The 23,627-nt window shown below is 44.5% G+C and carries 18 protein-coding genes and 4 tRNA genes; 12 read left to right on the forward strand and 10 right to left on the reverse strand.

Translation table 11 applies throughout. The annotated features are described in order from the left end of the window. Positions 1 to 10 precede the first annotated feature (10 nt). The 6 genes from HMPREF9193_RS01675 to HMPREF9193_RS01700 all read right to left on the reverse strand — a co-directional run bounded on the left by HMPREF9193_RS01675 (position 11) and on the right by HMPREF9193_RS01700 (position 9,089). The gene (locus HMPREF9193_RS01675) at positions 11 to 1,906 is read right to left on the reverse strand and encodes a flavocytochrome c (protein ID WP_021686309.1); all 1,896 of its coding nucleotides are present in this window, start codon (positions 1,904 to 1,906) and stop codon (positions 11 to 13) included. Positions 1,907 to 2,056: 150 nt separating this feature from the next. Further along, positions 2,057 to 3,478, reverse strand: coding sequence for a tRNA uridine-5-carboxymethylaminomethyl(34) synthesis GTPase MnmE (gene mnmE / locus HMPREF9193_RS01680; RefSeq protein ID WP_021686311.1), 1,422 nt, complete (start codon positions 3,476 to 3,478; stop codon positions 2,057 to 2,059). Beyond that, positions 3,475 to 4,446, reverse strand: a complete 972-nt coding sequence (locus HMPREF9193_RS01685) for a phosphatase PAP2 family protein (protein WP_169720444.1) — start codon at positions 4,444 to 4,446, stop codon at positions 3,475 to 3,477. The genes mnmE and HMPREF9193_RS01685 overlap by 4 nt, the downstream gene beginning before the upstream one ends. Positions 4,447 to 4,459: 13 nt before the next feature. Next, positions 4,460 to 6,640 (reverse strand): putative glycoside hydrolase, encoded by a 2,181-nt coding sequence (locus HMPREF9193_RS01690; RefSeq protein ID WP_051305968.1) that lies wholly within the window; start codon positions 6,638 to 6,640, stop codon positions 4,460 to 4,462. A gap of 109 nt (positions 6,641 to 6,749) precedes the next feature. Continuing rightward, positions 6,750 to 8,753 carry a heavy metal translocating P-type ATPase gene (locus HMPREF9193_RS01695; RefSeq protein WP_084604337.1) on the reverse strand — a complete coding sequence of 668 codons (2,004 nt, stop codon included), beginning with the start codon at positions 8,751 to 8,753 and terminating at the stop codon, positions 6,750 to 6,752. Positions 8,754 to 8,786: 33 nt separating this feature from the next. Next, on the reverse strand, positions 8,787 to 9,089 hold the full coding sequence (locus HMPREF9193_RS01700) for an ArsR/SmtB family transcription factor (RefSeq protein WP_021686315.1): 303 nt from the start codon (positions 9,087 to 9,089) through the stop codon (positions 8,787 to 8,789). 190 nt (positions 9,090 to 9,279) lie between these two features. On the opposite strand from HMPREF9193_RS01700, the gene HMPREF9193_RS01705 reads away from it, so the two are divergent. From HMPREF9193_RS01705 to HMPREF9193_RS01740, 8 genes are all read left to right on the forward strand, one after another. Further along, a complete protein-coding gene (locus HMPREF9193_RS01705) occupies positions 9,280 to 10,854 on the forward strand; it encodes a type 2 periplasmic-binding domain-containing protein (protein ID WP_021686317.1) in 1,575 nt (524 codons plus the stop codon). A gap of 16 nt (positions 10,855 to 10,870) precedes the next feature. After that, positions 10,871 to 11,797 (forward strand): ABC transporter permease, encoded by a 927-nt coding sequence (locus HMPREF9193_RS01710; RefSeq protein ID WP_021686318.1) that lies wholly within the window; start codon positions 10,871 to 10,873, stop codon positions 11,795 to 11,797. A gap of 13 nt (positions 11,798 to 11,810) precedes the next feature. Further along, positions 11,811 to 12,707 carry a carbohydrate ABC transporter permease gene (locus HMPREF9193_RS01715; RefSeq protein ID WP_021686319.1) on the forward strand — a complete coding sequence of 299 codons (897 nt, stop codon included), beginning with the start codon at positions 11,811 to 11,813 and terminating at the stop codon, positions 12,705 to 12,707. Positions 12,708 to 12,711: 4 nt separating this feature from the next. Beyond that, complete coding sequence (locus HMPREF9193_RS01720) at positions 12,712 to 14,181, forward strand: sulfatase-like hydrolase/transferase (RefSeq protein ID WP_051305969.1); 1,470 nt, start codon at positions 12,712 to 12,714, stop codon at positions 14,179 to 14,181. Positions 14,182 to 14,217: 36 nt separating this feature from the next. Continuing rightward, positions 14,218 to 15,564, forward strand: coding sequence for a sulfatase-like hydrolase/transferase (locus tag HMPREF9193_RS01725; RefSeq protein ID WP_021686321.1), 1,347 nt, complete (start codon positions 14,218 to 14,220; stop codon positions 15,562 to 15,564). A gap of 111 nt (positions 15,565 to 15,675) precedes the next feature. Then, complete coding sequence (locus HMPREF9193_RS01730) at positions 15,676 to 16,455, forward strand: transporter substrate-binding domain-containing protein (protein ID WP_040847215.1); 780 nt, start codon at positions 15,676 to 15,678, stop codon at positions 16,453 to 16,455. A gap of 10 nt (positions 16,456 to 16,465) precedes the next feature. Beyond that, the gene (locus HMPREF9193_RS01735) at positions 16,466 to 17,134 is read left to right on the forward strand and encodes an amino acid ABC transporter permease (protein WP_021686323.1); all 669 of its coding nucleotides are present in this window, start codon (positions 16,466 to 16,468) and stop codon (positions 17,132 to 17,134) included. Then, a complete protein-coding gene (locus HMPREF9193_RS01740; protein WP_021686324.1) occupies positions 17,121 to 17,843 on the forward strand; it encodes an amino acid ABC transporter ATP-binding protein in 723 nt (240 codons plus the stop codon). The genes HMPREF9193_RS01735 and HMPREF9193_RS01740 overlap by 14 nt, the downstream gene beginning before the upstream one ends. Before the next feature lie 62 nt (positions 17,844 to 17,905). On the opposite strand, the gene HMPREF9193_RS01745 is transcribed toward HMPREF9193_RS01740, so the two are convergent. The 4 genes from HMPREF9193_RS01745 to uxaC all read right to left on the reverse strand — a co-directional run bounded on the left by HMPREF9193_RS01745 (position 17,906) and on the right by uxaC (position 23,004). Next, entirely contained in the window at positions 17,906 to 18,796 is an 891-nt protein-coding gene (locus HMPREF9193_RS01745) for a Cof-type HAD-IIB family hydrolase (RefSeq protein WP_021686325.1), read from the reverse strand. A 100-nt stretch (positions 18,797 to 18,896) separates the two neighbouring features. Continuing rightward, entirely contained in the window at positions 18,897 to 20,495 is a 1,599-nt protein-coding gene (locus HMPREF9193_RS01750; protein WP_021686326.1) for a mannitol dehydrogenase family protein, read from the reverse strand. Further along, positions 20,492 to 21,577, reverse strand: coding sequence for a mannonate dehydratase (gene uxuA, locus HMPREF9193_RS01755; RefSeq protein ID WP_021686327.1), 1,086 nt, complete (start codon positions 21,575 to 21,577; stop codon positions 20,492 to 20,494). Before uxuA ends, HMPREF9193_RS01750 begins: the two co-directional genes overlap by 4 nt. Next, positions 21,568 to 23,004 carry a glucuronate isomerase gene (gene uxaC, locus HMPREF9193_RS01760; protein WP_021686328.1) on the reverse strand — a complete coding sequence of 479 codons (1,437 nt, stop codon included), beginning with the start codon at positions 23,002 to 23,004 and terminating at the stop codon, positions 21,568 to 21,570. The genes uxuA and uxaC overlap by 10 nt, the downstream gene beginning before the upstream one ends. A 237-nt stretch (positions 23,005 to 23,241) precedes the next feature. On the opposite strand from uxaC, the gene HMPREF9193_RS01765 reads away from it, so the two are divergent. The 4 genes from HMPREF9193_RS01765 (at position 23,242) to HMPREF9193_RS11140 (ending at position 23,627) form a co-directional block, all read left to right on the forward strand. Beyond that, positions 23,242 to 23,326, forward strand: a tRNA-Ser gene (locus tag HMPREF9193_RS01765). Between the two features lie 20 nt (positions 23,327 to 23,346). After that, positions 23,347 to 23,434, forward strand: a tRNA-Ser gene (locus HMPREF9193_RS01770). A 16-nt stretch (positions 23,435 to 23,450) separates the two neighbouring features. Continuing rightward, positions 23,451 to 23,524: transfer RNA gene (locus HMPREF9193_RS01775), tRNA-Arg, on the forward strand. A 19-nt stretch (positions 23,525 to 23,543) separates the two neighbouring features. Then, a tRNA-Ser gene (locus HMPREF9193_RS11140) sits at positions 23,544 to 23,627 on the forward strand.

A 23,627-nucleotide genomic window follows, 5' to 3' on the forward strand; every position in this document is an offset into this window, starting at 1 on the left:
GTTTATACCCTTAATTTTTAGCGGCGTTTGTTCCTGCGATTCTTCCGAATACGTGGATGTCGACCAAAGCGTTTCCGCCCAAGCGGTTTTTACCGTGGATACCGCCGGTAACTTCGCCTGCTGCGTACAGTCCGGGAATAACGTTGCCGTTTTTATCCAAAACTTGCGTATCCAAATTGATTTCTATACCGCCCATAGTATGGTGTACGGTCGGCATTCTCGGCGAAGCGTAAAACGGAGCTTTGTCCATTTTTTGACCGAATAAACTGCGTCCGAATTCGTTGTCTTTTCCCGCTTCAACTGCTTTATTAAACGCATCGTTTGTTTGTTTTAAAACCGCAGGGTCTATGCCGATTTGTTTTGCCAAATCTTCAATAGTATCCGCACGGAAAATCTTTTTATCCGCTACCAGTTTTTCAACATCGTCGCCCCACAAGTTTTTACCGTCTTTAAAAGTAACATGGCTGTCGGCGATAACATAGCTAAAAGAGCCGGGCTGCTCAAGCAATGCTTTAGTCATAACATCGCGCCGTCCGTCTTCCGCCATAAAGCGTTTGCCGCTTTTGTTTACTTGGTAGTAGTATTCAACGCCGATACCGCCGATCCATCCATTTAAACCGCCTGTTTCGGGGTTGCCCAGCGGTAAGCACTGAATGTATTCCATGCCGATAAGGTTTGCGTTTACTTTTTCCGCCATAGTAATGCCGTCACCGGTATTTGCGGGGTTATTGGTAGTACCCAAATTTTCGTTTAAAAGCGAATTATATTTTTTGCGCATTTCTTTGCTTGCTGCAAATCCGCCGGAAGCGAGCACAACAGCTTTTTTTGCGTTCAATATCACTTGTGTTCCGTTGCTTTGTACGGCTTTTACGCCGGTAATGCGGCCATCTTTTTTGATGAGGCTTTCGCCTTTGCAGTTTAATATAATTTCAACACCCATTTTTTCGGCAAGTTTTTTATTGGTGTTGATATAATCGGAACCCGCCGCGTTTTGCGGAACGTGTGCGCGGGGCCACAAACCGCCGGGTACAGTTACGATAGTGTCGCGCCATACAAGACCGTTGCTTTCCAGCCATTCGGCTGCGTTCAGCGATTCGCTGCACATTTTTTCGATAAATTCTATTTTACCCGCATAATCGCCGCCGTCATAGGTTTGCAGTATGTGTAAAGCGAGGCAGTCGAATAAATGATTGGGTTTTTGCGCTTTGTATGCATCCAATTCTTTTTGTAATTGATCTTGATACTTTTTGTGTAAATCGTTTTTGGGACTTACTTTTAAAAGGCGTTCCAAACTTTTCATTGCCGCTTCGGAAGCCGGCTGAACGTTTGCTTGACGTTCGGGGTCTACCGCATTGTACGGACCGCCGGCACGGATGGTGTTACCGCCTAAAAGAGCGGTTTTTTCTATTAAAATAACTTTTGCATTGTTTTGACAAGCCGCTATTGCCGCAGACAATCCCGCGCCGCCGCCGCCGACAACAATTACATCGGCGGTTTTTTGAACTGTTTTGCCGGCTTTTGCCTGCATTTTTGACATTTTAAGCGTATCGACATCTCCGCCTGCTTGTTCGACTGCGGAAGACACCGCCGATAAAATGGCTTTTGACGTTACGCTTGCTCCGCTGACGGTGTCGACAGCCAAGCTTTGCATTTTAATGATTTGTTCGGGAATTTGTTTAATTGCCGCATCCGATATACCGACCGTTTCCTGATGTTTATCGATTGTTATTTTTTTTATCGATGAATTATCGAATGTTACGGAAACGGTTACCTCCCCGTTCATTCCCTGTGCCGTCGCCGTGTATGTTCCGGCAGTGTACGACATTTTTTTTGCGTTTGAACCGCAGCCGATGAGTATAAGGGCTGCCGCTAAAATCGCAAAACCTGCTGAAAAAATCTTTTTCATAACTACACTCCTCACCCTAGCATACGCCAAAATGGGGTATAAGTCAATGAAGTTTTATCGTTTTCTCTAAAGCCTCTATCGAAGGTGTACGCACTATGCCGCCGTATTCGCACCGTGTGCTATGCTTGCATTTTGCGCCGGCAGTTTTATTTATTTTCCCACACAAAAACGGGAAAAAATATTTTCCAAAACGTCGTCCGCTTTTATTTCTCCGGTTATTTCGCCGAGCGAACTTAAAGCGAATTCCAAATCCTGAACAACTGCGTCCGCAGAAAGCTGAAGTGAAGGGACTGTCAGGGCATGGTTTAAAGATTCCAAAGCTTCGTCCGCTGCCATTTTTTGGCGAAGCGAACCGAATCCTGTTCTTGTTTTACCGGCGGATGAGGCGAGGGGGGCTGTTTTGTTTTTTTCGGTAAGCAGCGTATATATTGTTTCGTTTAATTGGGCAATGCCTTTTCCCGTTTTGGCACTGACGTGTATTTGAGCTGTGCAAAGCTTGAGCGCTTGTTCGAATTCGTTCACGCTTTTATTTTTTTCGTTTGATTTTGTTTTATCCGCTTTATTCCACACGAGTATAAACGGCACTTTGTCGGCGTGTAATTTTTCCATCGTTTGGATGTCTTCTTCAATTAGCCCGTATGAACGGTCGACAACATACAGCACTATATCGGCTTCGCGCGATAAATCGGTTGAACGCTCTACGCCTGCTTGCTCTACAACGTCGTCGCTGTGTCTGAGCCCGGCTGTGTCGAACAAGCGAATGGGAATACCGCACACTGTTATCCAGCTTTCAAGCCAGTCGCGCGTGGTGCCGGGGATGTCGGAAACGATAGCTCTGTCTTCTTTTAAAAACATATTAAATAAACTGGATTTTCCGGCGTTTGTGCGCCCATACAATACCATGCGTACGCCGTCGCGGTACAGTTTTTCGCTTTGCCATGTTGAAAGCAAAGACTGCAATTTGTCCCGCGCCGCTTGCAAGTGTGAAATATCGTAAACTCCGGTAACGGCGTTTTCATCTTCGGGGTATTCAATGTCGGCTTCGAGTTCGGCGAGTACGCCGAGGATTATTTTTTTTATATCATCCAATTCGTTATACAGCGTGCCTGAAAGCCTTGCGCACGCGCGGCTTCTGCTTTCATCGGTTTTGGAATCAATAATTTCTCGTACAGCTTCGGCTTTGGTTAAATCGGTTTTTCCGTTTATAAACGCGCGGAATGTAAACTCGCCCGGCAGCGCTTCACGAAAACCGTTTTTTAAAAGCAAACGGTGTATCGCTGTTACAGGGGCAACTCCTCCGTGGCAAAAAATCTCTACCATATCTTCACCGGTAAAGCTTTTCGGCGCGCGGTAAACGGCGGCGACCACTTCGTCTATTTTTTTACCGGCGTCTATGATCCATCCGTGCATGTGTGTACCGCCGGATGCTTGTTTGAGGTCTTCGCTTCGCGAAAAAAGACGGCTTGTTAACTCTATACACTCTTTTCCTGATGTGCGTATGGCGGCTAAAGCTGAAGGTCCGAGTGCGGTAGCAATTGCTGCAATGGGTTCGTCGATGGCATAGCGATTCATACGATACCTTTTTTTTCGGCAAGTTTAAAAAAAATAAACAGTTTTGGTATTACATAAGTGCCGGTAAAACTGAACGCTGCATAGCGGATAAAGCGGAGCAAGCGCCGGTATTCTTCGGGGGCGGAAGAAAACAGCAGTTTTATGCCGGCATATACGGCAAAAAGAACGGCAAAGCCGACTAGGGCGCGAAGGGTTTTTTGTGCAAAACTTCCTTTGGAAGCGCAAAAGCCGCCGCTTTCGGTTAATAAAACATAGCCGCAAGTAAAACCGAAAAAAGAAGCGGACATAGAAAGATCGCTCAAAGAAATCGCATTTAAAGCTGCCGTTATAAGGGCGATAAGCAAAATTTTATACATTTTGGGAAGTCGTTTTGCTATATTTTTTATCTGCGGTATAAACAGCAAAGCTCCGGTTGAAATTAAAAAACCCAAAATTAAACCTAAAAAAACATCGCTCGGGTAATGAACGCCCAAATACACGCGGGAAAAACCTATTGCAAGCGGCGGAAAAACGGCAAAAAACAGCTTTACTGCGTGTTCTGAAAAACACTTGCGCCGAGTGTCGGTACCTGTGCTACCGGATCCGGCAGGTACACGTGTGTTTTTTCGGTAAAAAAAAGAAAAAACCAGCGGCCAAAAAACCGCCGCCGCTTGCGAGTGTCCCGACGGGGTTGAGTATTCGCTGTCATATGCTAAAGCAACTGAGGGGTCTTTAAAATAAGGGCGGGGCACTGCAAAAAGATTTTTTAATGCAACATTCAGCGAAGTTGAAAAAAGAAGCGTTGTGCTTAAATATAGCCCGTGCTTTTCGTTTACACACCAAAAGACAAAGGGCAACATTACAAAGTATATGGGCTTATCCGTAATAAAGCCTACAAGTCTCATAAACACGGTAAGCTGGGGGAAACTTATCGACTGAACCGCCCTTATAACGCTTAGTCCCCAATCGTATACAACGGAAGAAAACATGTTTTCTCCAAAATTAAAATCCAGAAAGCGCCGGTTTGCGTAAGCCTGCATCACGTTCGGCTTTTTCCCACGGGTATGCCGCGCCGTCTTGCATGCTTCCGATATCGGTATCTATGTCTACATAGCGCCCCGAATTGTTCCAGTACATATAACCGTTGTCTACCGAATCGCGCACGCCGAAAATTTCGCGCAGCACATAATCTTTATTGTAAAACTTGCGGTCAAAAGATACGTTCAAATAAAACGCTTGAACCCACGGGCGCACTAAAACGCGCCGGCGGGCTATAACCGTATTGCGGTATGCGCCGTAAAAATAAATGCGGTACGGGCGTTCGGCAATCGGTTCATAGGCTAAAAAACTTTGTTCAAAATGACTGGGGTATAGCATCGGACAAATAACATCTACATACGGACTCATTAATTCCACATCCTGCCCCGTGCGCGCGCTGCTGCGGTACCATCCGTTTGCCCCGTAAATGTCTATACCTATGGGTGCCCGAATGTTTTTGCGTACATACGATAAAAACGAAATAAGCGCGCTTTCCATATCCATACCCTTGTCTTTCCAGCGGTACGAAGTATCGGCGATGTTTTTTCCGTCGGTGGGAAATCGGATATAATCGAATTGAATTTCGTCAAAACCTTTGTGAATCAATTCTTTTGCTATGGCAGCATTGTACTCCCATACTTCTTCCGAATACGGGTCTACCCAATGTTCATCGTAAAAAGCGTTTTGCGTGCCGGTTACCGCACCGTTTTCGTCGACTACTTCTTCAACGCCCTTTATACCCAGCCACGGCGCTTTTTTTCGGGAATCCCACACCGCATATTTTCCGCCTGCGTAACGGTATAAATTGCGGTCTTTAAAAACGACAATGCGTGCAATAAGGTATACGTTTTTTTCCTTAAAAGTTTTTATAAAAGCGTCTATATCGAGTGCGTACATGCTTTCGGTTGCTTTTTGCAAAACAAATTCGTCGGAAGAGCGGTAGCGCAGCAAACCGTAGTCGTCTTTCATGTCTATAACCAAACTGTTTAATTTGTTTGATTCGATAATGTTTGCAAACTTGTCTATACCTTCTTGTGTACGCACTTGCCCTGCCGGTACGTATATGCTTTTTTTGCCGCCGATTTGAGAAGCGTAGTCGGAATGGATGTAAGCCGCTTTTGCAAGCCAAAGTTCGCTTAATGAAAGAGGGGCGTCCAATCCGGTTAACCATGAGGGGAACCAGCCGCAGCGTACTTCGTTTTGAATGCCGTTTAATAGGCGCATAATTTTTTCCATGCCGCCGGTTTGCGGTACAACGGTATCGCTTGCCGTGTCGTATACGATTATGCCTTCCATGCTCATAAAGGCAAGGCGCTTGCCGACGGCGCTTAGGCTGTCCCACGTGTCGGCAGGTTCGGTACCTTTTGCAATCGTTATTCCGCGTTTGTTTTTCCAATCCAAGCGGTACAACCGCGGTAAAAAGGTTTGCGTTGCATATATTTCGGTTGTCTCTTCGCCGTTTTGATTGCGTGCCGATAAAGCGGTTATGTCCGAAATTTCGTCGATATTTGTAAGCGAGGGCATTAACTCAAAGCCTGCAGTTAAATCGATCCATTTTGCGCCTGGGGCGTCGGGGTGAATATATGAAAGTCCGAACAAAGGATGCGATAAAAAAACGGTTAGTACCTTTTTTGAACCGGATGGGGTTTTTTCATCGAGCATGGCGGCGCATACCGCTTTTGCTCCCGCCGTTTTTGAATTAAAGCCGAGCGAAGCCCAGTGCAGTCCTGCGTCCTTCGTTATAAAAACTTCATTTTTGGTAAGCGTTACCAATACTTGAGTTGAACCGTTTAACAGCTCCAAATCTTTAAGAGGGCGAACTTCGTATATAAAAGTTTTTTTTCCGTTTTCGTATTCTTTTATCGTGTTTACCGGCAGTCCGTTGTTGCGCAGTTCGAATGTTTTTAAATCGGAACTGAATACAACGCCTTTTGAAGTTAAAAAAAACCATCCGTTTGAGTATAAAATTTTATCGACGGCGCCGTGTGTCCACAGAGGAACCGATGCAAGTGAAGATAAAGCGAACAAACCCTTGTCCGTGCCGACGAGGGTTTCGTTATACGAGGGCGGAATATGAGTAAAAACCGGCGACAAGCACAAGCTTAATACAAAAAAAAGACAACATTGTTTACATAAGCGTTTCATATCGGTTTCGATTTTAGCATAAAACGCTTATGCGGGAAAAGGGGCGATATCGCGGTATAAGCGGCTTTTAATCTCCGCCTTTGTGCATCGCTTTTGTCTTTTATACGGGCTATACGGCGCTTTGCCGTATTTTTAATGCCCGCATAGAATTAACGACGGCAAGAAGAGCAACCCCCGTATCGGCAAACACGGCAGCCCACATATTTGCAAAACCCAATGCGCCCAATACCAGCACGCATATTTTTATGCCCAACGCAAATGCGATGTTTTGTTTTATAATCCGCACCGTGCGCCGCGCTATGCGTACGCTCAGCGGCATTTTTGCAGGATTATCATCCATTAATACGACGTCGGCGGCTTCTATCGCCGCATCGGAACCCAATGCACCCATTGCAATGCCTATGTCGGCTATTGCCAAAACGGGAGCATCGTTTATGCCGTCGCCGGCAAAAGATAAAGTGCCTGCAGCCTCTTTTTTTGTACTGCCAAAATGAGGCGCGGTATTATGCTGATTTTCTAAAAGTTTTTCCACTATTTCGACTTTGCCGCCGGGAAGCAAATTGGTGTATACTTCATCTATGTGCAGCCGCTCTGCTATGTGTTCCCCCGCTTTTTTGCCGTCGCCGGTGAGCATAACGGTATGTTTTACTCCTAGTTTTTTTAACTGCTCTATCGCTTCGGCGGCTTGTTCTTTCGGTTCGTCGGAGATGACTATATGCCCTGCATATTCACCGGCGACGGCGACATGGATAATGGTTCCGAATTGACTGCATTCGCGCCATTTGATGTTTTCGCTGTCCATAAACCGGCTGTTTCCGGCGCACAAGGGTAAACCGTCTACCGTTGCGCGTATGCCCAAACCGGCAATTTCGCTTACGTTTTGCACGCGCTTTTCAAACAGCGGGCCGCCGACATTGGAGCCGGTGCGCTTTTTGTATTCGTCTTTTATGGACACACTGATAGGATGGTTTGAATAGCGTTCGGCTATGGCGGTTAATTCCAATAAGCGTTCTTCGTTTATTTTGTCGGCGTGTACGGCGGTTACGCTGAATACGCCGCGTGTAAGGGTTCCCGTTTTATCGAATACGGCAGTTTTTAAATGAGATAAAGCTTCAAGGTAATTGCCGCCTTTGATTAAAATTCCGTTTTTTGATGCGCAGCCTATACCTGCAAAAAAACCGAGCGGAACGGAAATAACCAGTGCGCACGGGCAGGATATAACTAAAAAAATCAATGCGCGTTCAATCCATGTTTGCCATGCCGCCGCAAAAACGAGAGGCGGAATCACTGCCAACGCTATCGCGCAAAACACAACAAGCGGCGTGTATATATGCGCAAAACGGGTAACAAAAGCTTCTGTTTTGGCTTTTTTTTCCGCAGCGTGCTCAACCATGCAAAGAATTTTGGAAACAGTCGATTCGCCGAATGGTTTTGTAACGGTGAGCGTTAGCACGCCGCTTAAATTGACGCATCCGCTCAGTACGGTGTCTCCGGTTTGCACAAAGCGCGGCAGCGCTTCTCCGGTAAGAGCTGCCGTATTCAATTCGCTTGAGCCGTCCGCAACAACCCCGTCTAAAGGAACTTTTTCTCCCGGTTTTACGATAATCGTGCTGCCTACCGTTACCGTATCGGGAGTGACTTTCAGTAAAGACCCGTCTTTTTTTATATTTGCGTAATCGGGGCGGATGTCCATTAAAGCGCTTATGGATTTTTTTGAACGCGTTACGGCATAGTCTTGCAGCATTTCTCCGGTTTGATAAAACAGCATAACAGCACATGCTTCGGTGTATTCGCCCAATATAAGCGCACCGATTGTCGCGCAGCTCATTAAAAAGTTTTCATCAAAAATTTCGCCGTGAAATATGTTTTTTACCGCACGCAATAAAACGTCGTACCCGATTATAGCATAGGGAATAAGATAAAAAGCCGCGCTGAACCTTTGCAACGACACTATAAAGTGCAGCGCTGCGTGTACTGCAGCAAAGCTTGCAACGCACAGCACAATGCGCAGTATTATATGATTTTCGCTTCCGTGGTCACAGCCGCATGAACACGTATGGTTGTGATCATGGGTATGCGGCTGTGTATATGTGTGGGTGTGACAGTGAGCCATAAATCCTCCTTGCGGATACGGTGTGTGTTATGTTTATTCGCAAATATGTTCCATTCCCTGATCGACTATAGTTACTACGTGGTTGTCATTCAGTGAATAAAACAAAGACTTTCCTTCTCTGCGGTTTTTTACCAATTTACTTTGTCTAAGAATCTTAAGTTGGTGCGAAACTGCCGACGGCGTCATTGCCAGTGACTGTGCCAATTCGTTTACGCACAGTTCTTGTTTGCGCAGCGTATACAAAATTTTTATGCGCGTTGTGTCGCCGAAAATTTTAAATAAGTCCGCCAAATCATACAGGGTTTCTTCATCGGGAATTTTATGCTGTTTAGACATAGCAACATCCTTTTATTTGAACAGCTGTTCATTTGTTATTATTATAAAACGTGTAGGCTTTTTTGTCAAGAAAAACTCTGTATTAAAATTGTTTATGCCGGTATGTGTATCAGTTTTTAGTATAAAAAATCAATTATCCGTATTGAAAAAAGTCGGTTAAACTATATACTGGTAGACTAACGGAGGATATATGAAAACATCTAAACTGACGCTTTTTTTGTTATGTGCTGTGTTTTTTACATCGTGCACGAAAGCATCGAACAGTGCAAAATTAAGCGGTGATGTAATGGGAAAATTCAACCACAGCGGTTACCCCATTTTGAATGAAAAAGAAACATTCGACATTTACGTTTCGCAGTTGTCGCCTGTTGTAGCGGCAAACGACAAAGCCGTTGTTAAAAAAGCAATTGAAGAAACGAATGTGGTTACCAACTTTATTGAAGTTGCCTCTTCCAGTTGGGAAGAAAAAGTAAATATTTTGTTTAGCGCCGATTCTTTGCCGGACGCTTTTTTAGGCGACCTTAAAATCGACGAAAAATATCAACAGCTTACGCCGCTGGACGATTTTTTAACTGAAGAAATAGCACCGCATGTTGTGGCTTTTTTAAATTCGCGTCCCGAGTACTGGGAATTACTGAGAGCTCCGGACGGTCATATTTACAGTTTGCCGAAAGGGGATGAAACGTATTGGAATGTTATCGATGCCCAGCCGTATATTAACGGCGACTGGTTAAAAGCGGTCGGTAAAGACGTACCGAAAAATGCCGAAGAACTGAGAGCGGTTTTGCAAGCTTTTAAAGACGGAGATCCGAACGGGAACGGCGATACAAAAGACGAAGTGCCGATGACTTTCCGCGGTGTATGGGGCTGGGGCGACGGTATGGAAAACGCTTTTTCCGCTTTCGGTGTGTTTGAAAGCGCAGCCCACGTAATGACAAAAGACGGCAAGGTTACGTTTGCGTCAAAACAACCGGCTTATTATGAAGCATTAAAATATTTTCATGATTTGTATAAAGACGGTTTAATAGACGGCGAATGTTTTACGCACAGTCAAGACCAGTATAAAGCAAAACTATCGGAAAGCGTAAATAAGTACGGTGTAGTAATTACTTACGATAAACAAAAACCGTGGATACCGTTGTTGTTGGCAGCCAAAGACGGTACTATTACGATGGGAATAAACAATATAGAACATACCGACGGATTCAGTATTACCAAAGCATGTAAAAATCCCGGAGCTTTGGTGCGTTGGTACGATTATTGCAATAAGGACGTTGACACTATACTGGCGTGGAACCGCGGAGTTGAAAACGAAGGCTGGAAGTACGAAAACAAAGGGGTTTCCGATAAGATAATCATACTGAATGATCCGGCAATCCAAAAAAAATACGGTGCGGCAAACAAAGCCGAATTGCGCAACATTCAGTCTTTTGCGGGAAAATCACCGGCTTACCTTGACTTGTCTTTTTTCGGTAAAATGAGCGGCGAAAAGCACTTAAAACCGGAATTGAACAAAAAAGTACTTGATAACGGTTATGGCGTACGTGCGCTTCCTCCGGGGTTTTCAACTGCGGAAAATGCAAGCAAACGGATTGTGCTTTTAGCCGATATCGATAACTATTTGAATAAATTTATTGCAACCTCCATCGTAGACGGTATTGATGACAAGGGTTGGGAAAAACATTTGGAAACGCTTAAAAAATTAAAAGTTGACGAATACACAAAATTGTGTCAGGAATTCGTTGACGGACAAAAAAAGAAATAAATAAAAGGAAAGCACGGTGAACGCACGAGGACTGCATAAAAAGACGGGGTTTATACAATACATAAAAAAAACGTACATGCTGTATCTTTTTTTGCTGCCCGCCGTGTTGTACACGGTGCTGTTCGATTATATGCCCATGTACGGCATACAAATCGCTTTTAAAGATTTTAAGCCGAGCCTCGGGTTTGCCGGCAGCCCGTGGGCAGGCTTTAAATATTTTAAAGTCTTTTTTGACTCCTACCAGTTTACAACGCTGTTAAAAAATACCCTGCTGTTAAGCTTTTATGCTTTGGTTGCCGGTTTCCCTATTCCCATAGTGCTTGCACTGCTTTTAAATTACACTAAAAACGTTCGCTTAAAAAAAGTAACGCAGATGGTAACCTATGCACCGCACTTTATTTCTACAGTTGTTTTTTGCGGCATGCTTTTTGTGTTGTTGGGAACCGACGGTATTTACAATCAGTTTTTGGGTTTGTTCGGCATAAAGCCTGTCGGGTTTATGACTAAAGCCGAAAATTTTAGGCACGTATACGTATGGTCGGGTGTAATTCAGCAAATGGGTTGGAATTCGATTATCTATATAGCAGCTTTAAGCGGCGTAGATCCGAAAACTCATGAAGCGGCAATCCTCGACGGAGCGAGCAAAGTGCAGCGCATTATTCACATCGATTGGCCGTCGATTATGCCGACTGCGGTTATGCTGTTGATTTTAAACGTAGGCAGAATTATGAGTCTCGGCTTTGAAAAAGCGTTTTTGCTGCAAAATAATTTGAATTTGGATTATTCTGAAATTATAGAAACCTATGTGTACAAAATCGGTATTCAAAGCGGACAATTCAGTCTTTCTGCGGCAATCGGTTTGTTTAACAATATTATCAATTTTGCGCTGCTTTTGACAATCAACAAAGTTTCAAAAAAAATGACAAACGTCGGAATTGTGTGAGTAAAGGAAAAAAATGAAAAAGAGCGTACTTCAAAATCCCCTGCATAACGATAAAGCCTTTGATATTTTTGTTGTTTGTATAATATCGCTGACTTTGGTTGCTTTGCTATATCCCTTATACTTTGTAGTAATCGCTTCAATCAGTGATCCTGATTTGGTAAGCAGCGGTCAAGTATGGTTTTTACCGAAGGGAGTTAATTTTGAAGGCTACGGTTATATTTTGCACGATGTGCGTATTTTGCGCGGCTATATAAATACGATTGTATATACAGTGTGCGGCACATTGCTTGCTTTATTTATAACCGTTCCCAGCGGCTACGCTTTATCGCGCAGCGATTTAAAAGGTAAAGCCGTTATTATGCTTTTTTTTGTGTTTACCATGTATTTTAGCGGCGGATTAATCCCCAAATATTTGGTTGTAAAAAATCTAGGTTTGGTTAATACGCGCTTTGTATTGATTGTATTGGGTTCTTTTTCGGTATTTAATTTAATTATAACCCGCTCTTTTTATGTTAATTCTTTACCCAAAGAGCTTCAAGAAGCTGCGGAAGTCGACGGGTGTTCGGTTTTTCAATATTTTACCGCCGTTGTTGTGCCGCTTTCAAAATCCATTATCGCCGTTATAGGATTGTACTATGCGGTGTACCACTGGAATGCGTTTTTTAACGGATTGATTTACATAAACAATGTAAAATTATATCCGCTGCAATTGATTTTACGCGATATTCTTATTTCCGGACAAACAATCGACACATCGATTACCGATCCGGAATTGATACAGCGTATTGAACAAATCGCCAGAACCATTAAATACGGAGTTATTATCGTTTCTTCTTTGCCCGTTTTAATGATATATCCTTTTGTACAAAAACATTTTGTAAAAGGGATAATGATAGGGGCGATTAAATAAACAAATGAAACGCCCGAATGTACTTATCATACAAACGGATCAGCAAAGTACATGGACTTTAAGCTGTTACGGCGGTACGGAAATCAGTACTCCGCACATAGACAGCATAGCGAACACGGGATCACGCTTCGATAATTTTTATACCGTCAGTGCAGTATGCACTCCTTCGCGCGGCTGCTTTATGTCGGGGCAGTATCCGCATACGCACGGAGCGTATCGTAACGATGTGCCGATACGACCTTGTGTAAAAACATTTGCACAAATTATGAAAGAAAACGGTTACCGGACATCGTATGTGGGAAAATGGCACTTAGCCGGAGCTGAAAAACCGTTTTGGCTTAGTCGTGAACAGTCTATGGGTTTTGACGACTGTTCTTGTATGTTTAATTGCAGCCACAGCAAAAAAATTACTGATACCGATTGTGAGTCCGCGCACAACGCTTTTGCCGAAAAGGACGGCAGCCGAGCCGGAGACAAGGAATGTAGCAGTGATGGTAAGCGCCCCCGTATAGAAGAAAACGATACCGTTATCGGTTCCGGTGCGCAGTATACAACCGATTTTTTAACCGATAAAGCTATAGAAAAAATATGCGCATACGTGAAAAAATCCGGCGAAACGCAGACAGAGCCGTTTTTGCTTATGCTGAGCATACCCGATCCGCACCAGCCGTACACAGTACGCGCTCCCTATGATACTTTGTTTGCACCTGAAAACGTAAAAGTGCCCGTATCTTTTTATGAGCGCACGCTGCCGGATTGGGCGGAAAACGACGAATGGGGCAGGCATCGCTATTTTCCCATTGATATGAGCGATCGGGAAAAAAAGTTTCGTAAAATAAAAGCGCAGTATTGCGGAGAAGTTGCTTGCGTAGACGATAACGTCGGGCGCATTATCCGCTGTTTAAAGGATTGTAATATCTACGACAACACCGTTATGGTTTTTACCAGCGACCATGGCGATTATATGGGAGAGCACGGGTTATTGGAAAAAAACAATTTGTACGAAAGCGTATACCGCATACCCTTGATTATCAGTTTTCCCGGAAAAATCGGTGCGGGAAGCGTTATAAACACTTATGTTTCTATCGTTGATTTTCAGCCGACGCTTTTAAATTTATTAGATTTGCCGCTTTCCGCCCAAGAGCAGGGGCGGGACGTTTCGTGTTTGTTTGAGCACGACAGCGCCGATTGGGAAGAAGCTGTTTTTATTCACCCAAACGATGTGCCGCGCGCAGGAATTTTAACGAGAGAATACGAACTTGCCTACGTGGGAAGCGGATGGCAAAATCAAAAAGAGTTTAAAGATCATATTTTATTTGATAGAAAAAACGACATCGACCAAATGCACAATTTATTTTATAATAAAGCCTATCAACCGGTTATTGGAAAACTGACGGTAAAAATGGCGGAGCATTTTAAAAAGCTTCATTTTGACAAAAACAAACTGCCGCCGCCTTTATCCGCATTATTGTAAAATTTACGTTTTGCCGGAGTTGTGAGCGGAGTGCGTATGAAAAAACCGAATATTTTGTTTTTAATGTGCGACGAGCACCGTTTTGATGTTCTCGGTTATGCGGGAAACCGCATAATTAAAACTCCCGTACTCGATTCTTTGGCAAAACAAGCGGTTGTTTTTAACAACGCGTATACGCCCAGTCCTATATGCATTCCCGCACGGCAATGTCTTATGAGCGGGTGTTTGCCCAAACACTGCGGATGCGAAGAATATGGACAGGATTTACCTGCCGGCTCTATGACCTTTGCCCGCTGTTTGGCTGCGGCAGGTTATGAAACGGTTGCATGCGGAAAACTGCACCACATGGGAGGCGACCAAATGCAGGGATGGACTATGCGGATGGGAGCCGATATAAAAATAGATCCGCACTACATACCCGGTTATACACGGCAAAAGAGCGTACAAGCCGACTATAAGATTGCCGGCTTTGAAAAATGGTCGAATGCAAAAGAAATAAAACGAGCCGGCGTCGGAGAAAACTGTGCCTCTCAAGCGGCAGATTCCTATGCGCTTTTAGGAGCTTTAAACTTTATAAAAGACCGTTTTGTTGACGCTTATTACGACCGTGCAAATACGGAACAACCCTTGCTTTTAAAAGTCAGTTTTAACCGTCCGCACTATCCGTATTTTACATCGGAACGGCTCTTTTCTTATTATTTAAACCGAGTACCGCTGTACGATAAAGATACCGTGTTTGACCATCCGTTTTTAAGCCGGCACCGTGTGCAAATCGGAAAAGACGTCAGCGAGCGTGAAGCGCGCCGTGCCGTTGCCGCATATTACGGTATGATAGAAAGTGCGGACAGCGATTTCGGCACAATTATAGAAGCGCTTGAACATGCGGGGCAAAACATAGACGATTGGATTATCATTTATACCAGCGACCACGGCGAAATGCTGGGGCAGCACGGCGTATGGGAAAAACAAAAGTTTTTTGAAGCAAGCGTTAAAGTGCCGTTGTTTATCCGCTGGCCTAAAAAATTTACAGCACACAGGGTTGAAAAAAACGTTAATTTATGTGACATATTCGCAACTTTATGCGAATTAACCGGCACGAGCGTTCCCGAAGGTTTGGACAGCCGCAGTTTGGTTCCGCTGATGGAAACTGCCGGCGCCCCATGGGACAACGAAACGGTCAGCCATTTTAAAGATGTCGGCGGCTTTGCGAACGTAATGATTAAAAAAGACAATTTGAAATATCAATACTACGGCGAAACTGATTCGGAAGTATTGTTTGATTTGTTAAAAAATCCTACAGAAACGCAGAACTTTATAGATGACGACACTTACTGCGAAGCGGTACGCCGGTTTCGTTTGAAAAAAAACGAATTGGGGTATTGAGTATACAAAAAAACTTTAAAACAAGCGGTTTTTACGTATAAAACTGCATAAATATGCAAAAATACTTGACGTTATGCAATTTTTATGTATACTAAAATACAGAGGTGTATTATGAAAAAAATTGCAAGTGTTTTAATTTTTTTATCGTCGATTTGTGTGCTGTTGCCGGCGCTCGGTTCTCATGAAAAAGCCGTTATTACTTGTGCTGCCGATTTGGCAGGAAAACGTATCGGCGTACAAGCAGGAACTACCGGAGAGCTGTATGTACAAGAACACATAAAAGATGCACAATTGATTTCTTTTAAAACGGGGATGGATGCCGCCCTCGATTTAAAAAACGGCGCCATAGATGCGGTTGTATTGGATGAACTTCCGGCAAAGGAAATTGTCGCACGTAACGGCGATTTAACGATTGTAGCCGATAAATTTGCACGGGAATCCTATGCTATTGCGGTAAAAAAAGGGAATGAACAATTGTTGTCGTCTATAAATAAAACGATACAAAGTTTAAAATCGGACGGAACGTACGAAAAACTTGTCGCTTCTTTTATGCCGGTCGACGGCAAAATAACAATCCCGCTTGTTCCCTTAGCTCCCGCTCAAGGAAAAACACTCAAATTGGGAACAAATTCAGCATTTCCGCCGTTTGAGTACGTGCAGGGTTTTGACGTAGTCGGTTTTGATATTACGATGGGACAATATATTGCAAAAGAATGCGCAGCTTCTTTGGAAGTTATCGATATGGATTTTGACAGTCTTATTCCAGCTTTGGCTTCCGGCTCCATCGATTTTATTGCAGCGGGAATGTCGGTAACCGAAGAGCGCAAAAAAAACGTCGATTTTTCCGCTCCGTATTACGAAAGCGAACAAGTTATCATCGTTAAAAAATAAAGGAAAAGCGGTGTTTCAATCTTTTTATGATACCATAATCGCCTTTGACCGCTGGAAACTGTTGTTCCAAGGCTTGGGCGTAACCATGTATATATCTTTGTGCGCAATCCTTATCGGTACCATGCTCGGCTGCATATTCGCTTTGTGTAAAATTTCTCAAAGTGCTTTTTTGCGTGCCGTTGCCACTTCTTATACAACTTTAATCCGCGGTATTCCTCTTGCTACCCAGTTAATGATTTTTTACTTTGTAATATTCGCACCGTTGGGACTGGATCGCTTGACTGTCGCCGTTATTGCCTACGGTATAAACTCAGGGGCGTATTGTACCGAAATATTCCGCGCAGGAATTCAGGGCGTGCCGGCAGGGCAAACGGAAGCGGGGCGCTCGCTCGGTTTGTCGCGCAATCAAACGCTCGTTAAAATCGTTTTTCCGCAAGCGGTTAAAGCCGTATTACCCCCGTATACGAGCGAGTTTATTACATTGATAAAAGAAACGGCGGTAGCAAGTTTTATTGCCGTTGCCGACTTAACCAAAGCGGGAGATATGATCCGCAACGCTACATACAATGCATGGTTTCCGCTGTTGTCGGTTGCCGTTTTGTATTTAACCATAACGCTGGGGCTTACAAAACTGTTTTCGCTTTTTGAACAAAGGCTGGCGCAAAGTGATAGAAGTTAAAGATTTAACAAAAGATTTCGGTTCTTTACATGTGTTAAACGGTATTACGGAAACCATCCGGCAAGGCGAAAAGGTTGTTATTATCGGACCGTCCGGTTCGGGTAAAAGTACGTTTTTGCGCTGTCTTAATCTTTTGGAGTTTCCGAGCGGAGGCAGCATACGTTTTGAAGGTATTGAATTAACCGATAAAAAGGTTGACATAGATGCCGTACGACGCAAAATGGGTATGGTGTTTCAGCATTTTAATTTATTTCCGCATTTAACCGTATTGCAAAATATTATGCTTGCGCCGGTAACGCAAAAACTGGCTACAAAAGAACAAGCGCGCTCTAAAGCGATGGCACTTTTGGAACGGATAGGTTTGGCAGACAAAGCCGATGTGTATCCATCGCGCATATCGGGCGGTCAAAAGCAACGTATTGCGATTGTGCGTTCTTTAGCGATGAATCCGGATGTTATGCTGTTTGATGAACCGACGAGCGCGCTTGACCCGGAGATGGTCGGCGAAGTGCTTGCCCTTATGAAAGAGCTTGCCGGCGAGGGTATGACTATGGCGGTTGTTACTCACGAAATGGGTTTTGCTAAAGAAGTTGCCGATACAGTGCTTTTTATGGACGGCGGCGTCGTAGCCGAAAAGGGCAGTCCGGACGATATTTTTAATCATCCGCAAAACGAACGGCTTAAACAATTTTTACAGTGTGTGCTGTAAGCACGGCTCATACCGAGCAGTGCTGTAAACCGTACTTATCGTACTTATTCAGCTTATTTTGCTTATTGCGATAAAACGTATGCGTCGATAAAACGGGCAACTCCGTCTTCGTCGTTTGTATAATCGCTTACGCGGCAGGCAAGTTTTTTTATTTTGTCCGCACCGTTTTTCATTGCAACGCTGCAGCCTGCAAGCCGTATCATCGATTCGTCATTCATGCTGTCGCCGAACGCCATCGTATGTTCTTGGCTAATGTTAAGCCGTTTTGCCAGCCATATAAGCGCTTCGCCTTTGCCGGACTCTTTGGGTAAAATTTCCAAAAAATACGGTTTGCTGGTAAATATAACGCAGTGCTCTTTTAATTCGTTTTTAAGTTCGTTTTGGAACACTTGTAAAACTTCAGGCTCTCCGGGAACAACCATTTTGTGAAAACCTTGTGTAAGAAAGGTTTCGTAATCGGCAACAACTTTTTGTTTTAAACCGCTAAGCTTTGCGTCGACATTTGACCATTCATTTAAAAAAGGTATGTAAATGGTACTTGCGTCGTATACTTGGCTTACCAAATTACGTTCGTTTGCTTTGCGGTAAATATGTTTTAAAATCGAAGCATCGAGAATGCGGCTGTAAATTACTTCTCTTTTATGCAAATCGCTGATTTCCGTACCGTTTTGCGAAATAATGTAGCGCCCTTGCTGCGTTCCTGCTATGTCCATCCGGCGGACATACGGCAGTATGGCGTTATCGCTTCTGCCGGAGCATAAAGTAATGTATATGCCCTGCTGTACGGCTTTTTGCAAAACGCCGACTGTGTAATCCGATATCGTTAAATCATCTTTTAGAAGCGTATCGTCCAAGTCGAGCGCTATAATGCTTGCCTTTATGCACTTGCCGCTTTCGGCTTGTGCTGCTGCGCCGTTTATGCCGGCACAAGCCGATTTGTGTGTGGTATTCATACCCTTAAGTATATCACAGTTTTGCCGTCTGCACTATAGAATGCGGCGTGCGCCGGTGTGTTTGCTATGCGATACCGTACACACGCCGAAAAGTGCTAAGCTAAGCCGTATATTTTTCAAGCGTTTTACGTACCGCGCCGGGAGAAGCAAGCATTTCGGTAAAAAATGCCGTTACTTTTTCTCCCAAACCGGCTTCGTACAAATCAATACCGAATATTTGTTTATTGGTCAGTATTGAGCGCACGTCGGCATTTGTGCTGCCCAAGCTTATACCGCTTAATTCTTTTTTTAAGTCGGCAAGCAGCGGATCGGGACTTAATTCCATCGGTTTTCCGCTGTCGTCGATTCCGAGTAAATAACGCAGCCACGCGGCGATTGCCAAAGGAATACCGGTTAAATCCTGCACGTTTAGATCGCCTCTGCTGCAATAGGCTTCAATTGTTTTTCCGTAACGTACGGCAAGCTTTTGCGAGGTGTCCGTCGCAATGCGCTGCGGGGTATCGGGTATGTTGGGATTTACAAAGCGTTCGTTGATTACTTCGTCGAGAAAGCGTTCTGGGCGTATGATAACCGGATCGATTGCCGTTTTTAAGCCTTCATCATACCCTATTTTTTTTATCAGTTTTACCAGTACCGGATCGTTCATTTCTTCGGCTATGGATGTATAGCCTAACAGGCAGCCGGTAACGGCAAGAGCAGTGTGCAGGGGGTTTAAGCATGAGCCGACTTTCATCGTTTCGGTTTTGTTAACCGTGTCGCGCGTTCCGAACAATACGCCGGCTTTTTCAAGCGGCGGTCTGCCGTTGGGAAAAGTGTCTTCTACAACCAAGTATTCAAGCGTTTCCGCATTAACAAAGGGCGCCGCATAACTTTTTTTAGCCGTTATGCGGATGTCCATGTTTTCCAATCCCATTGCGCTTAAACGGCTGCTTACCTTTTCCGAGGGGCGCGGCGTTATTTTGTCTATCATAGTCAGCGGAAAAGCGATTTTTGTACGGTCGTTTAAATAGCTTATAAAACCTTCATCCGTAAATCCGTTTTGCTTCCATTTTCCGGCAATGTCTAAAACGGCATTTTTTATTTTGTCGCCGTTGTGAGAACAGTTGTCCATGCTGACGACGGTCAGTGCGTATGCCCCTGCTTTGTAGCGGCGGTATAAAAGGGACGTTAAAACGCTCATCGCGTGGACGCTTTGAGACGGACCGTTTTGTATGTCGCGTTCCACAAGGGGAATATAATCGCCGTTTAAATTCGTAAGTGCATAGCCTTTTTCCGTAATGGTATAGCTTACCATTTGCAACGACGGGTTTTCAAAAATGGCGGCGCACTTTTCAAAATCGCCGTTGTCCGTGCGGGAAGTGAGCGCTTGCACAACCGAAGCGACAAGTGTGGTATCCAAACTGCCGTCGCGGTTCATCAACACGCTTAAATGCAAACAATCGTATTCGTTTGCAATTTCGGATACTTCAAAGTCAAAAGTTTCGGCGCTGATAATACCCGATTTTACAATACCTTCGTTTAAAAGCGTTTGATAAATCCGTGCAGGAAAGGCTTTAAAAATATTTCCTGCGCCGAAATGCAGCCATACCGGATTTTTTTCAGTGTTCGCGCGCACGGCGTCGATATCAAAAGTCGGCAGTTTTATGCCGTTTTGTTTCCAAAAAGTGCTGTCGCTTATATTTTTACGGTTCAGTTTCATTTTTTTTCTCCGTTTGTTTTATGCGTAATCGTATCCCACACACCCAGTAAATACATGACGCCGAGCGCGCGGTCGTATAATCCGTAGCCGGGACGGCATGTTTTTTCTTCTCCCCACAAATGTCTGCCGTGGTCGGGGCGGACATAGCCGGTAAAACCTGTTTCGTGCAGAGCGCGCATAACTTCTACCGTGTCGACCGAACCGTCACATGCGCGGTGGGAGCATTCGATAAAATCACCGTTGTCGAATACTTTAACGTTGCGCACGTGCATAAAGTGAATGCGTTTTGCAAAGCGCCGTACCATTTCGGGTATGTTATTTTGTAAGCTTGAGCCCAAAGAGCCTGTGCACAACGTTAAGCCGTGAAAGGGACTGTCTACCAAGTCAAGCACTTTTTGAATGTGTTCCGCGCTGCGCACAATGCGCGGCAGCCCGAAAATGGGGAAGGGCGGGTCGTCGGGGTGCACTGCCATTTTTACGCCGTATTTTTCGCACGCAGGAATTATTTTTTGCAAAAAGTATTTGTAGTTTTCCGTTAATACTTTATCGGTTACATCTTTGTATGCGGCAAATAGATTTTCAAGTTTGCTTAAACGCTCCGGTTCCCAGCCGGGCATTGTTTTTTCTCCGGCGCCGTTTAAAATCCTGTCTACGATTTCCTGCGGGGCAACTCCGTCTACCAGTTTTTTTTCAAAAAAAAGCGCGTTTGAACCGTCTTCCATTCTTTTGTATAAATCGGTGCGCGTCCAATCGAATACAGGCATAAAGTTATAACAAATAACCTTTACACCCGCGCGCGATAATTTTGCAATGGTGTCGATGTAAATGTCAATATAAGTGTCTCGGCCGGCGTTTCCTATTTTTATATCGTCGTGCACGTTAACGCTTTCAACTACATCGGCGTTAAATCCCTTTGAGCGGATGTAAGCAACTTCGTCGTTTATGCGTTTTTCTTCCCATTCTTCTCCGGCGGTTTTATCGTGAAGCGACCAAACAATACCGTCTACGCCCGGAATTTGTTTAATGTGGTCGAGCGTTATATCGTCGTTTCCGCGCCCGTACCAACGCCATGTCATCTGCATGCGCTATCTCCTTGTATTCCAAAATATTGTAAAGCATTGTTATAACAAATGTCTTCGGTAATTTTACCGGCAAAAGCTATGTCGGCGGGAAATTCACCGTCTTCAATCCATTGCCCCAGCACGGCACACAAAATGCGCCTAAAATATTCGTGGCGTGTGTAAGATAAAAAACTGCGCGAATCGGTGAGCATGCCGATAAAACACGATAGTTGCCCCAAATTCGCCAGCGCTTTTAACTGAGCTTCCATGCCGTCTTTTTGGTCGTTAAACCACCAGCCCGAGCCGAATTGAATTTTGCCGCGTATATCGCTTTGAAAATTTCCCGCCATGGAAGCGAGCATGTAATTGAACACGGGGTTCAAATTATACAATACGGTTTTCGGCAATTCGTCGGTGTAGTCCAAATCGTTTAAAAAAGCGGAAAGCTCATGCGCGTATGGGCGGTCGTCGATGGAGTCAAAGCCGGTGTCCGCTCCCAGTTTTTCAAAATATTTTGTGTTGTTGTTTCTGAGCGCACCGATGTGAAGCTGCATAACCCAGCCGCGCTTTGCATATTCTTTGCCTAAAAAGCGTAACAAACAGCTTTTGTAAAAGATGATTTCATCCGTTTGCAGTTCACCGCCATTTAAGCGTTTGTCTAAAATTTCGTCAAAAGTATCGCCGTTAAATCCTTTTTTTAATGAAAGTTTTTCAGCTTCGTATTCCATGCGATCAAGACCGTGGTCGCAGGAAAGGCAGCCGTGCTCGGCAAAATAATCCATGCGAGAGCTCAATGCGCGGAACAAGGCAGAGCGGCTGTCGATTTTAAAACCTGCGGCTTTTTCGAGACGGTTAAGCCACGGTATAAAAGAAGCAAGTTCTATTTTTACGGCGCCGTCGGGACGGAACGTGGGACACACGCTTACGTTAAAGTCTTGTATATTTGCAATTTGTTTGTGATAGTGTAAATCGTCGGCAGGATCATCGGTGGTGCCGATAAAGCGTACATTGAATTTTTTTATTAAAGACCGTGCGCTGAATTCGCTGTCTGCCAATTTTCCGTTTGCTTTTTCCCAAATCGAATGAGCTGTAGCGGGGCTTAAAATATCGTTTATGTTAAAATAGCGGCTTAATTCCAAATGTGTCCAGTGGTACAGCGGGTTGCCTATTGCGTAAAAAACGGTTTCGGCATATTTTTCGAATTTTTCTTTGTCAGAAGCGTCTCCGGTTATAAAACGTTCGGGCACACCGAATGTGCGCATGGCGCGCCATTTATAGTGGTCGCCCGAAAGCCACAGTTCTGTTATGTTTTTCCATCGTTTGTTTTCGGCTATTTCTGCCGGCGGTAAATGGCAGTGATAGTCGATTATCGGCATTTTTTGCGCATGCTCAAAGTAAAGCTTTTGCGCCGTTTTTGTTTTAAGCAAAAAATTTTTTTGTATAAACACCTCGAACGCTCCTTTCGATTGCGTATTTCACTGAAATACTACCATTCCAGTCGAGCGCTGTCAAGGATTTTTTACTTGATCGGATTTTTTAATGAAGCTGTACCGCTGCACCATAGACGCTGTTTGTCAGTGTTGTTTTCGCCGACAATGCAGCAAAGCCCAATGATGGACTTTTGTCACTTTGCTGCGTGGGCATTGACACGGCTGCCCCGAATAGTATAAACTTATCCCTTGTAAGGAGCGGTGTCCGAGTGGTTTAAGGAGGCGGTCTTGAAAACCGTTGTGCCGCAAGGTACCGGGGGTTCGAATCCCCCCTGCTCCGGGGCCTAAAAGGCTCTTTTTGGAGTGGTGACCGAGAGGCCGAAGGTGGCTCCCTGCTAAGGAGTTATACCCCTAAAGGGTATCGGGGGTTCGAATCCCCCCTGCTCCGTACCGAAAAGGTAAATGAGACTATAGCTCAGCTGGATAGAGCGTCAGATTGCGGATCTGAAGGCCGGAGGTTCGAACCCTCTTAGTCTCGTAAACAAAACATTATGTATGGAGAGATGCGAGAGCGGTCGATTCGGGCGGTCTCGAAAACCGTTGTACCGCAAGGTACCGGGGGTTCGAATCCCCCTCTCTCC

Source organism: Treponema lecithinolyticum ATCC 700332 (assembly GCA_000468055.1).
Taxonomy (GTDB): domain Bacteria; phylum Spirochaetota; class Spirochaetia; order Treponematales; family Treponemataceae; genus Treponema_C; species Treponema_C lecithinolyticum.

Coding starts and splice junctions, on each gene's coding strand:
- uxuA (WP_021686327.1), bottom strand. CDS start 21,577: ATGCAGATGACATGGCGTTGGTACGGGCGCGGAAACGACGATATAACG.
- HMPREF9193_RS01685 (WP_169720444.1), bottom strand. CDS start 4,446: ATGTTTTCTTCCGTTGTATACGATTGGGGACTAAGCGTTATAAGGGCG.
- HMPREF9193_RS01745 (WP_021686325.1), bottom strand. CDS start 18,796: ATGAATACCACACACAAATCGGCTTGTGCCGGCATAAACGGCGCAGCA.
- HMPREF9193_RS01715 (WP_021686319.1), top strand. CDS start 11,811: ATGAAAAAGAGCGTACTTCAAAATCCCCTGCATAACGATAAAGCCTTT.
- HMPREF9193_RS01730 (WP_040847215.1), top strand. CDS start 15,676: ATGAAAAAAATTGCAAGTGTTTTAATTTTTTTATCGTCGATTTGTGTG.
- HMPREF9193_RS01750 (WP_021686326.1), bottom strand. CDS start 20,495: ATGAAACTGAACCGTAAAAATATAAGCGACAGCACTTTTTGGAAACAA.
- HMPREF9193_RS01700 (WP_021686315.1), bottom strand. CDS start 9,089: ATGTCTAAACAGCATAAAATTCCCGATGAAGAAACCCTGTATGATTTG.
- HMPREF9193_RS01725 (WP_021686321.1), top strand. CDS start 14,218: ATGAAAAAACCGAATATTTTGTTTTTAATGTGCGACGAGCACCGTTTT.
- HMPREF9193_RS01695 (WP_084604337.1), bottom strand. CDS start 8,753: ATGGCTCACTGTCACACCCACACATATACACAGCCGCATACCCATGAT.
- HMPREF9193_RS01690 (WP_051305968.1), bottom strand. CDS start 6,640: ATGAAACGCTTATGTAAACAATGTTGTCTTTTTTTTGTATTAAGCTTG.
- HMPREF9193_RS01720 (WP_051305969.1), top strand. CDS start 12,712: ATGAAACGCCCGAATGTACTTATCATACAAACGGATCAGCAAAGTACA.
- mnmE (WP_021686311.1), bottom strand. CDS start 3,478: ATGAATCGCTATGCCATCGACGAACCCATTGCAGCAATTGCTACCGCA.
- HMPREF9193_RS01705 (WP_021686317.1), top strand. CDS start 9,280: ATGAAAACATCTAAACTGACGCTTTTTTTGTTATGTGCTGTGTTTTTT.
- HMPREF9193_RS01675 (WP_021686309.1), bottom strand. CDS start 1,906: ATGAAAAAGATTTTTTCAGCAGGTTTTGCGATTTTAGCGGCAGCCCTT.